The organism is Asanoa sp. NPDC050611 (assembly GCF_040654855.1).
GTDB lineage: Bacteria > Actinomycetota > Actinomycetes > Mycobacteriales > Micromonosporaceae > Asanoa.
This window is the reverse complement of the sequence record NZ_JBFAIU010000325.1, coordinates 1-8,631: the sequence shown is the minus strand read 5'-3', so window position 1 is coordinate 8,631 and position 8,631 is coordinate 1. Positions and strand designations below refer to the sequence as shown.

Annotated in this window: 9 protein-coding genes; 5 read left to right on the top strand and 4 right to left on the bottom strand. The window is 68.2% G+C overall.

From position 1 onward, the window contains the following. On the top strand, nt 1-330 hold a 330-nt coding region (locus AB0H87_RS33470), incomplete at its 5' end, for a GNAT family N-acetyltransferase (RefSeq protein WP_360154912.1). A gap of 689 nt (nt 331-1,019) precedes the next feature. On the opposite strand, the gene AB0H87_RS33465 is transcribed toward AB0H87_RS33470, so the two are convergent. After that, nucleotides 1,020-1,433, bottom strand: a complete 414-nt coding sequence (locus tag AB0H87_RS33465; protein ID WP_360154909.1) for a G5 domain-containing protein — start codon at nt 1,431-1,433, stop codon at nt 1,020-1,022. 947 nt (nt 1,434-2,380) lie between these two features. Between AB0H87_RS33465 and AB0H87_RS33460 the strand changes: the two genes are divergently transcribed. The 4 genes from AB0H87_RS33460 to AB0H87_RS33445 all read left to right on the top strand — a co-directional run bounded on the left by AB0H87_RS33460 (nt 2,381) and on the right by AB0H87_RS33445 (nt 5,425). After that, on the top strand, nt 2,381-2,896 hold the full coding sequence (locus tag AB0H87_RS33460) for a hypothetical protein (protein ID WP_360154906.1): 516 nt from the start codon (nt 2,381-2,383) through the stop codon (nt 2,894-2,896). Between the two features lie 255 nt (nt 2,897-3,151). After that, entirely contained in the window at nt 3,152-3,964 is an 813-nt protein-coding gene (locus tag AB0H87_RS33455; protein ID WP_360154904.1) for a hypothetical protein, read from the top strand. Between the two features lie 105 nt (nt 3,965-4,069). Beyond that, nucleotides 4,070-4,705, top strand: coding sequence for a DJ-1/PfpI family protein (locus tag AB0H87_RS33450; protein ID WP_360154901.1), 636 nt, complete (start codon nt 4,070-4,072; stop codon nt 4,703-4,705). Nucleotides 4,706-4,852: 147 nt separating this feature from the next. Then, nucleotides 4,853-5,425: a hypothetical protein gene (locus AB0H87_RS33445; RefSeq protein WP_360154898.1), complete on the top strand. Its 573-nt coding sequence runs from the start codon at nt 4,853-4,855 to the stop codon at nt 5,423-5,425. Nucleotides 5,426-5,509: 84 nt separating this feature from the next. On the opposite strand, the gene AB0H87_RS33440 is transcribed toward AB0H87_RS33445, so the two are convergent. From AB0H87_RS33440 to AB0H87_RS33430, 3 genes are all read right to left on the bottom strand, one after another. Further along, nucleotides 5,510-5,968: a hypothetical protein gene (locus AB0H87_RS33440; protein ID WP_360154895.1), complete on the bottom strand. Its 459-nt coding sequence runs from the start codon at nt 5,966-5,968 to the stop codon at nt 5,510-5,512. Nucleotides 5,969-6,361: 393 nt separating this feature from the next. Next, nucleotides 6,362-6,883 carry a hypothetical protein gene (locus tag AB0H87_RS33435; RefSeq protein WP_360154892.1) on the bottom strand — a complete coding sequence of 174 codons (522 nt, stop codon included), beginning with the start codon at nt 6,881-6,883 and terminating at the stop codon, nt 6,362-6,364. Nucleotides 6,884-7,248: 365 nt separating this feature from the next. Continuing rightward, on the bottom strand, nt 7,249-8,631 hold a 1,383-nt coding region (locus AB0H87_RS33430; protein WP_360154889.1), incomplete at its 5' end, for a LuxR C-terminal-related transcriptional regulator.

Sequence of the window (8,631 nt, the reverse complement as noted above, 5' to 3'; positions counted from 1 at the left end):
ATCACCACAGCCGGCGACGGCGGCCTGGTGGGCAACCTTCTGCTCAAGCCTGTCCCCCTGTCGGCCGGCGAACCCTCCGACGGGCCAGACGACGTCGAGATCGGCTGGCACCTACATCCGGACGCCTGGGGACGCGGCTACGCCACCGAGGCGGCGCAGGCGATCCTCGACGACGCATTCAGCCGGGGCCTGGCGAAGGTTGTCGCCGTCACGGATCCCGACAACCAAGCCTCCCAGGCCGTCTGCCGGCGACTCGGCATGACTCACCTGGGCCGCACGAAGCGGTACTACAACACGCTGAACGAGCTCTTCGAGAAGCTGCACAGCTGACCGGCCCGACCGCGAGGGCTGGGACGGAGCAATGGGCGGTCCGGGCCTGGTCTCGTTGGTCGGCCGCAGCCTCATCGAAGTACGGCGGTTCGGCCCCCTTGGGAGCAAGGCGTTCAGGTCTGGTGACGACCTCATTCGTGAGAGCTGGCGCGCTGATGCGCGGTCGGGCGCCTCAGGAGATGGAATGCTGGTCGCTCATATCACGAGGGCCGGCATCGAATCCGGCCTTCTGTAGCGCGTCCGGTCGTGTTCAGGGGACGTAGACAAGGTGAACGGAGAAGCGGCATCCAGAGCCGCGCTCGAAGACCTGGACGTCGAGAACGAGGTCGCTTCTCCCCTCCTGCGCAGTCCAGAGGTCGACCAGGCAACCCCAGCGATCGCCCCACCACAGGGCAATCGAGGTATCCCATGCCTCCTCCGGCAGCGGGACCAGAGTGACGTTCCCGCAGTCCTCGACATCGTTGTGAGGTTTCGTAAGACGTAGGTTCCACATCCTGGAGAACCCCCTGGCTCTGGAGCGCCACGCACCTGATCACTGCTCACTTGTTAGGCGTCTCCAGGGAAGTGCCAGTTGGCTTCACCGCCGCCACCACTACCGAAAGCAATGGCGGCGGCGATCTGCTCGGCATCGTGGGGGCTTTCGAGTTTAGTCGAGCTGCCGTCTGTATGAAGTGGACGGCTGCGTCTGGTCAGTCGCAGGCAGTGCCGTCGCCATCGCGGTCCAGGTCGTAGATGTCGCTGCCGATGACTTGTACGGGCCCTCGCACGTAGGCGGGGCCATTACCGCTGCCGCCGGCGCAGTCGACGTCGCTCGCAATGGGCACGCAGGCGCCGCTGTAGTTCGGGTCGCACTTCTGCGCCACCTTGGTGCCGACCCGGGTGACCTGGGTGACTGGCTGTTTCGTGATCACGGTGCGGACGAGTTTCTTGCCGGTCTGCGTCCCGTTCGTGAGTGTTACCTCGTAGGTGAGGGTCTTGACTCCGGCGACACCGCGAGTTGACACCCTGGTGGTGCCTTTGGCTAGGGACGAATCGTTGACCCGCTTGGTCGAGTACGGAATCGCCTTGGTCTCGGTCACGGTGCGCTTCTCGATCGTGGGCACTGATTCCACTGTGGGTGACGGCTCTTCCGCCGCAGCTACCGGCTCGCCCGTCGCTTCGCTAACCGATGGCGCGGACCCGGTCGCCTCACCAGCCGATGCCGGTGGGCCGGCGGCATCGACGGTAGAGGTGGTAGGCGCCGGGTCGGGCGGCCCTGCGATAGCGCCCACGGTCACGAGCCCGCCACAGCACAGGACCACGGCGGCTCCAGTGATCAGCGCGGCTTTACCCAACACCGGAAGCCTGGCCCACCACGACCGCCGACCCGCAGGTACAAACGGGGACGCCGCGGTCAGGTACGGCGGCGTCAGCGGCCCCTGCTGCGGCGTCGGCGACCCATACCCGGGCTGATACGGCGGCGGGGGTGGCGGCGGCTGCCCATTCCAGGGATCCTGCGGGGATTCGTACGTCACGCGCAATAGTGTGCCCACCAAGGTCAACAACTTTCAGCGGCCGAGTAGCTGACATCGCTGTCGACAATGCGACTGCTCCTTGGCCTAAGCCGTTCAACCAATCGGCGTTCGTGGTGTAAATCCTGCCAGCCGAGGATCACCCCTGCCAGGCCGCATAAAGCTGCCGGACTTCTCAAACGCCTCAGTCCAGGTCACCGTTCCTCATTGCGGCGCAACGGATCGCCGTATTGAACGCGGACGTGCCCATCGCCGAGATGAGCGCCGGGACGCGCACGCTGACGGCGAGGCGATCCATGGCGGCTGTACCGCCCCGGCATCCCGCCGCCCATTGCCAGCAGCCCACCATCACCCGCCGCGGAGCAGGCACCGTTTCCGCCGCGCCAGCGACCGTCGGCCACCTTCCGCGTCTACGACGGGAACCAGCTACTCGCCGACGTTCCGAGCGCCACGCAAGCCCTCCTCCGATCCAAGGCGCGCCAGCCGGAGCCGCCACGCAGACCTAAATGGCAGCCTGTGCCGGGTGGCAGACTCAGCTCATGATCCGCTACGGCATCCAGGACTATCAGCCGCAATGGCTTAGGGGCCGCGACAACATCACAGGCGCGCACGCGCGACGCCTCGCCAGCTTGATCGGTCTCACCCTGCAGCACCTCTGGTTGGTATGGGACCTCGATGACGACGAGTGGTTCACCGACGCGCCCGTCCTGCTCGACTTCGGTGCTACGCAGGTCGAGATCGACCATCAGAAGTTCGACGACCTCTCCATCACCTGGAACACCATCAACCCGAAGCGGGCAATCGAGGATTCCTGCTTCCATCTCGCCTGGCGCCCGGACCCGTTGCCAAATCTCGTGGACCTGCCTGGCCGCACGTTGCGCCACGTCGAACTGCTCGAATGGATCGGGGGCGACCATGACATGGCCGACGGCAGCCTGGCGATCGGCTTCGACCTCGCCCCGGCATGGCTGACCGTCTTCAACGCGATGGACGAGAACGGGCTCGAACACCAGCCACCAGGACCGCGCTACCGGCCTTACCGCATCGACTCATGACCAAACCCCGCCGCGAAGTAGGACCGCTTCGAACGCCGCCGAGCTGTTCAAGCTCGGCGAACGGCCACCGATCCCGCTTGGAGCCGGCGCATTTGAAGCCCGCCGTGGACGTGATCTGGACGCTGAGCGCCTGGACGGCGCCGAGGCGCCCATCGCGAATTAACTACGACCGTGCTGTGACGGTGCCCTTCGACGATCACCGTCGGCCGGGCCCGCTCAGGCTCCCGCGGTCCGACCGCTCCTCAGCGACGAAGTATGCTCCGGCCCAACGGGGAGCGGGGAACGATGGGTGCTGGTGTGTGGACGCGTAAGGCAACCGCTTTCGTGATCGTAGTGCTGGTGGCGGGACTTTCCGGATGTATGGCGGAGTCAGCGCCGCCGCCCCCTGTCCCAACGCCCTCGGTGAGCGTCGCGCCGTCGCCGTCGGAAACCGGGCCTGCGGCGCTGATGGCGACCATCGGGCGGGTGATCGACGAGGGCGGCCTCGGCAACGAGATCGAGCAGCGCGAGATCGAGCCGGGCGGTTCCTCGCACGCGACCTGTGACCTGCTCATCGCCGAACCGGACGCGCCGGGGAACGCCGACTGGCTCCCCCTCGACGCCGACTGGTCGGCGGGCATCGACGTCGACCCCGTGACCTCGATCGGCGGCGTGTACGGCCCGAAGACCATCATGGAGATCCGGGTGTTCCACCTGCACGACGCCGTCGCGGCCGCCGCGGCGGCGGCCAAGGTGCGGGCGGCGGCTTGTTCCAAGGCCGACTTCGGGCTCACCATCGGCATGGCCACCGCCCGGAGGGGCTCCCGCACGGTGGCCATCGGTTCGACGCAGGCGCGGTTGACCAGCGCGACCGTGAAGCGCGTCAACCCGGAGATCGAAGAGAGTGTGACCTACCTGCCCGGCGACGTGAAGCTGGCCTTCGCACACGGCTCGTTGCTGATCAGCATCGAGACGCTGGCGATCCGCTCACGCAAGGCGAACTCCCCGACGGAAATCACCGCCGCCGCCGAGAAGCGGGCGTCGAAGACGGCGACCGCAATCGTCAATGCCCTGCCGGTCACGCGCTAGGCCTCACTTCTCAACGCCGTAGACAGTGTCTACGACGTCTGGTAGACACTGCCTATGAGTCGGGTTGGCGCCACCGCCATGCCGTCCCTGATTCGAGGAGAGCCCATGCAGATCGCGATCCTGTTGTACGACAGGTTCACGGCCCTCGACGCGGTCGGGCCGTGCGACGTGCTCAGTCATCTGCCCGGCGCTGAGGTCGTCTTCGTCGCCGAGCGCCCGGGCCCGGTGCGCAACGAGGCGGGCAGCCTGAGCCTGCTCGCCGACGCGGCACTGTCCGAAGTGCCGCGTCCGGACGTCGTCATGGTTCCCGGCGGCCCCGGCCAGAACGCGCACATGGACGACGGCCCGATCCTCCAGTGGCTGCGGGCCGCCGACGCACACACCACCTGGACGGCCTCGGTATGTTCCGGCTCACTGCTGCTCGCGGCCGCGGGCCTGCTGAAGGGACGCACCGCCACCAGCCACTGGCTGGTCCGCGACCAGCTGGCCGACCACGGCGCGATCCCGATCGACGAACGGTACGTCTTCGACGGCAAGTACGTCACGGCCGCCGGTGTCTCGGCCGGACTGGACATGGCGTTCGCCCTGGCCGGGCGGATCGCCGGCGACCCGGTGGCCCAGGTGATCCAGCTCGCGCACGAGTACGAACCCAGACCGCCGTACGCCGCCGGCAACCCCGAAACCGCACCGCAGGCGATCGTCGACGCGGTGCTGGCCCGGCGGGCCTCAATCGTGTCCTAATGGGACCAGTTGGCCGGTGACCCTGCTAGCTGCCCGACAGAGCAACGCTCTGATCTACCTCCAGCGATCATGCCGCCGACAGGCGCTGAGACGCGGAACTTCCTGGCAATATGGCTGCAGACATACCGTCCACACGACGTGGACCGAATGAACGACGCAGCTGACGCCTCGGCAGATGAGGACGGTCGACCGAGCGTGTTTGTACACCTGCCGCATCATCATGAAGCGGTGACGGCGCGAGATGAGATCCTTGCTGCGCTTCCTTCCATCGTCGAGCGGAGCGTGGATGGTTCGTTCCAGCCGCAGGATGTGATCGACGAGCTCCGTCGACGGGGAAGCGTGTACGCGGAGTCGACGATACGGACCCACATCGTCAGCCGGATGTGCTCCGACGTACCAGACCATCACGCCCGAACGTACGACGACCTAGAACGGCTCGCCCACGGCCGGTACCGGCTCGCGGCGTCGCCTCGGCCGATGGCCAGCCAACGGCCGTGGGCGATTCGATTGACACTCCTAGCCTCCGACGCGGAGCTAGACCGGATCGTCGAGCGGATCGGCGCGGCGATCTGTGAATCACCCGATCACCCCGGTCCTTGCGCCAATCCGTGGTTAGTGAGCGCGACCCCAGTAGACGACGTCGAGGAGACAGAACGCTCGACCTGGCTGCCGTCTGTCGACGAACTGATCGAGCAGCGTCAAGCAGAACACGACTGGTGACGAGCGGAAGCTGGCCTGCTTCACCCCGGTGGGCCCGAGGAAGTAGGCACCGCAGCTACGGCAGAAGGCCCCTCCGCTTCCCCGTCAACTACCAGTTGCCCATTCGCACCCGGGTAGCCGCGGTCGGGCGAGTTGGGCGGCGAGCTGAGCGTTTCGATGGGCGAAATCGGCCCATTCAGCCGGCGTACTGGTGAGATACGCGCCGGCGCGTGTTCGGGTGCAGGCCCGTTGGGTCCAGGTGCGTAAGCGGCCGGCCCGCATCTGGAAGCGAACGAGAATGCCGTCGGCCCACCCGGCGATGTCGCAGTCATGCGACTCCGGGCGCGTGACCTGTTGCGGGGAGGTGATCCAGTCGACCGCGTCGAGTTCGGCGTTGAGGCGGGCCGCGAGCTCGAAGGCCAGGACCTCGGCGGCGTGGCTGCGGCGCGCCCGCAACAGACCGCACACGGCCGCGACGGTGGCGTCATCGCGGTCGAGAACATCGGTGATGGTCCGGACAAGGCTGTCACGGTCGGCGGTGCCGACTCCGAGCTTGGCAGCCATGTCCCGTTGCGAGCCTGTCAGAGCTGTGCCGGTGTACGCCAACGGCAGGACCCGGTCCAGGGCAGCTGCCCTCTCGTGCTGCGCGGTGCGCAGGAGCTCGCAATGAGCGTGTCACTCAAAGAGGGAAGCCGAGTGACGCAGCCGGGCGGCGCGTCGCTGTTTGTTGTCTTGAATCTGGCTGCTCATCTGGACGCCGCGGCCACAACGGGTCACCGGGAACGAGCAGCATCATGCATGTGATGCTCCCGGATCCGGCAGCATCACCTCCAACGGTTAGCCGACCCCCACCGTCTGCGGCGCGGACGGTCGATCTGCTGGCGTTGCGCTGGACCCTGGCGTAGCAAGCCGCGGACCTCCATGCGGGAGATCCGGAAGTCCGCGTGCTGACTAACGTCAGAACCAGGTGGCGGTCAGTGCTTGCAGTAACCCACGATCGGCGTCCACCGGTTCAGCCGCGCGGAGGGTGCCTTCCAACGCGATCGCGGCGTCCCGCTCGGATGAGTTGGCGTGGCACGCGCAGTCCAGCCATTCCGAAGCCGAGTACGCGTCGCTGATGGCACCGCCGGGATAGTCGAGAACCGGCGCCAGCCGCGCCAACAATCGGATGGCCGCGAAATCGTCAGCATGCGGCTGTCCGGAAACGACTGAACCAACCATCCGCGCGAGCAACTCGGTGACCTGGTCCGCGGGCATCTCACGGATACCAAGGTCGACCATCACCTCGGGTACCAGCCGGTCGACCCTCCAGGGCGACGCGGCCCGCGGAAGCCCGGCAAGCTCAGAAACCGCCTGCCCGTCGGCCCCCTGCACGAGCAGATGAGCCGCTACGGCCGGCCAATCACTGCTAAGGATGAGGCCGAGGCGTTGGGCGGCACCCACCACACGACGTTCGTCGTCGGTAAGCGCCCCGTTCATCTCCGACCTCCGGACAGATCACAGACTCGCGCAGACATCATCCGAGCAGCCCGCGACCGAGGGCGGACAGCTGTCTTCCTTCAACCACATCGTATAGATGTCTTTGTGCCGCCCCCGTTCCCGACGCCAAAAACAAAGGCTAGCTGTGGTCATACTCGAGAACCGGGGCCGGCGTATCGCCCACCCGGGCAGCATTGCTGCGGGTCGAACACCGGAGTGCCCTCCCGACAGGACCAGCCGAGCTTTGCCCCGCAATGCCGCGCGGATGTCGTTGATCTCCTCGACCAGGCCTTGGCCGACGTCACCGGATCCACACTCACCGCACAGTTGTCGTTGAAGTGTGCTCAGTGACCTGCCCGGCTGGCTCAACCGGGTCCGGTTCGAGCGGGTCCAGCCCTGAATCCGCCCGCTGACCTCTCCCGGTCGATCGCGGCGGCGGCGAGTTGCGCGCGGTTGGTTGTGTCGAGCTTGGTGAAGATGTGCGAGAGGTGCGTCTTCACCGTGCCCCGGCTCATGAGCAGGCGCGCGCCGATCTGCGGGTTGGTCAGGCCCTGGGCGACCAGGCGGACGACCTCCAGCTCGGTGGGGGTGAGGCTGGACCAGCCGCTCGCCGGGCGGCCGCGGCGGCCCCGGGATCGGCGGGCGTACTCGACGGCCACGTCGAGTGTGAGCCGCGCGCCCTCGGTCGCCGCCCGCTCGAACGCGGCGGCCCCGAGCGCGTCCCGCAGGTTGCCGATGATGAGGTCGTACGCCCGCTGCGGGTCGGGACCGCGCGGCAGGCCGGCGTCCGTGCGCGCGGAGTCGGCCGCGTAGAGAATGCGCACATCGTCTGGCGCCGGTTGGAGGGCCGCGCCGACCCGGGCGAGTGCCTCCAGGCTGTCGAGTTGGGCGGCACGGAGCCTGCGGTCGACGCGGATGGTCAACGCCGCGTGGTGGAGCTCGACGGCCCGGGTGCGGCCGTCGGCGTCCGCGGCCGCGAGGTCTGCCTGCGCGGCGTACGCCTCCGCCAGTGCCGCGGGCATGCGCAGGCGTCGCGCGACCTCGACCGCCCGGTCGAGCGCCGCGACCGCCTCGGCGCGGCGGCCAGTGGTGGCGAGGGCCGCGCCGAGGTGGGGCAGGGCCTGACCGGCGAGCCAGGTGGCGGTGCCGCGGTCGGTGGAGCGGGCGGCGCGCCGCAGCCAGTCGACGGCGGCCGGCGGGTCGTCCCGACGCATCGACAGCACGGCCATGGCGCGGTCGAGACCGGGTATGAACACCTCGTCCTCGGCGCCCTCGACCAGCCGCAGCACGGGGTCGATCACGTCCTCGGCGCGGGCCAGGTCGCCGGTCAGCGCCTCGATCCGGGCGAGCACCGAGCGGGCCATCCCGACCCGCAGGTAGTCGCCGAGGGGTTCGGCGACCCGCAGCGCCTCCGTGGCGAGATCCCGCGCCCGGCCCGGGTCGCCGGCGGCCAGCGCACCGTCCGCCTGGTAGGTCAGCAGCGTGGACAGCACACCGCGGTGGTGCCGCAGGTGACGCCGGATGCCTTCGTCGATGATCGCTTCGGCCTCGGCGTGCTGGTCGCGTAGGTGCAGGATCATCGCCTGCAGCGCCCGGGCGCCGCCGAGCACGAAGGTGGTCCCGCTCGCGTGCGCCGCGGCATGGGCCCGCTCGCACAGGTGCCAGGCCTCGTCGAAGTCGTACCCGTCCACCGCGCCGATCACGACGGCGAGCGCCGGCCCCACGACGCTGTAGAGCGCGGTGCTGGC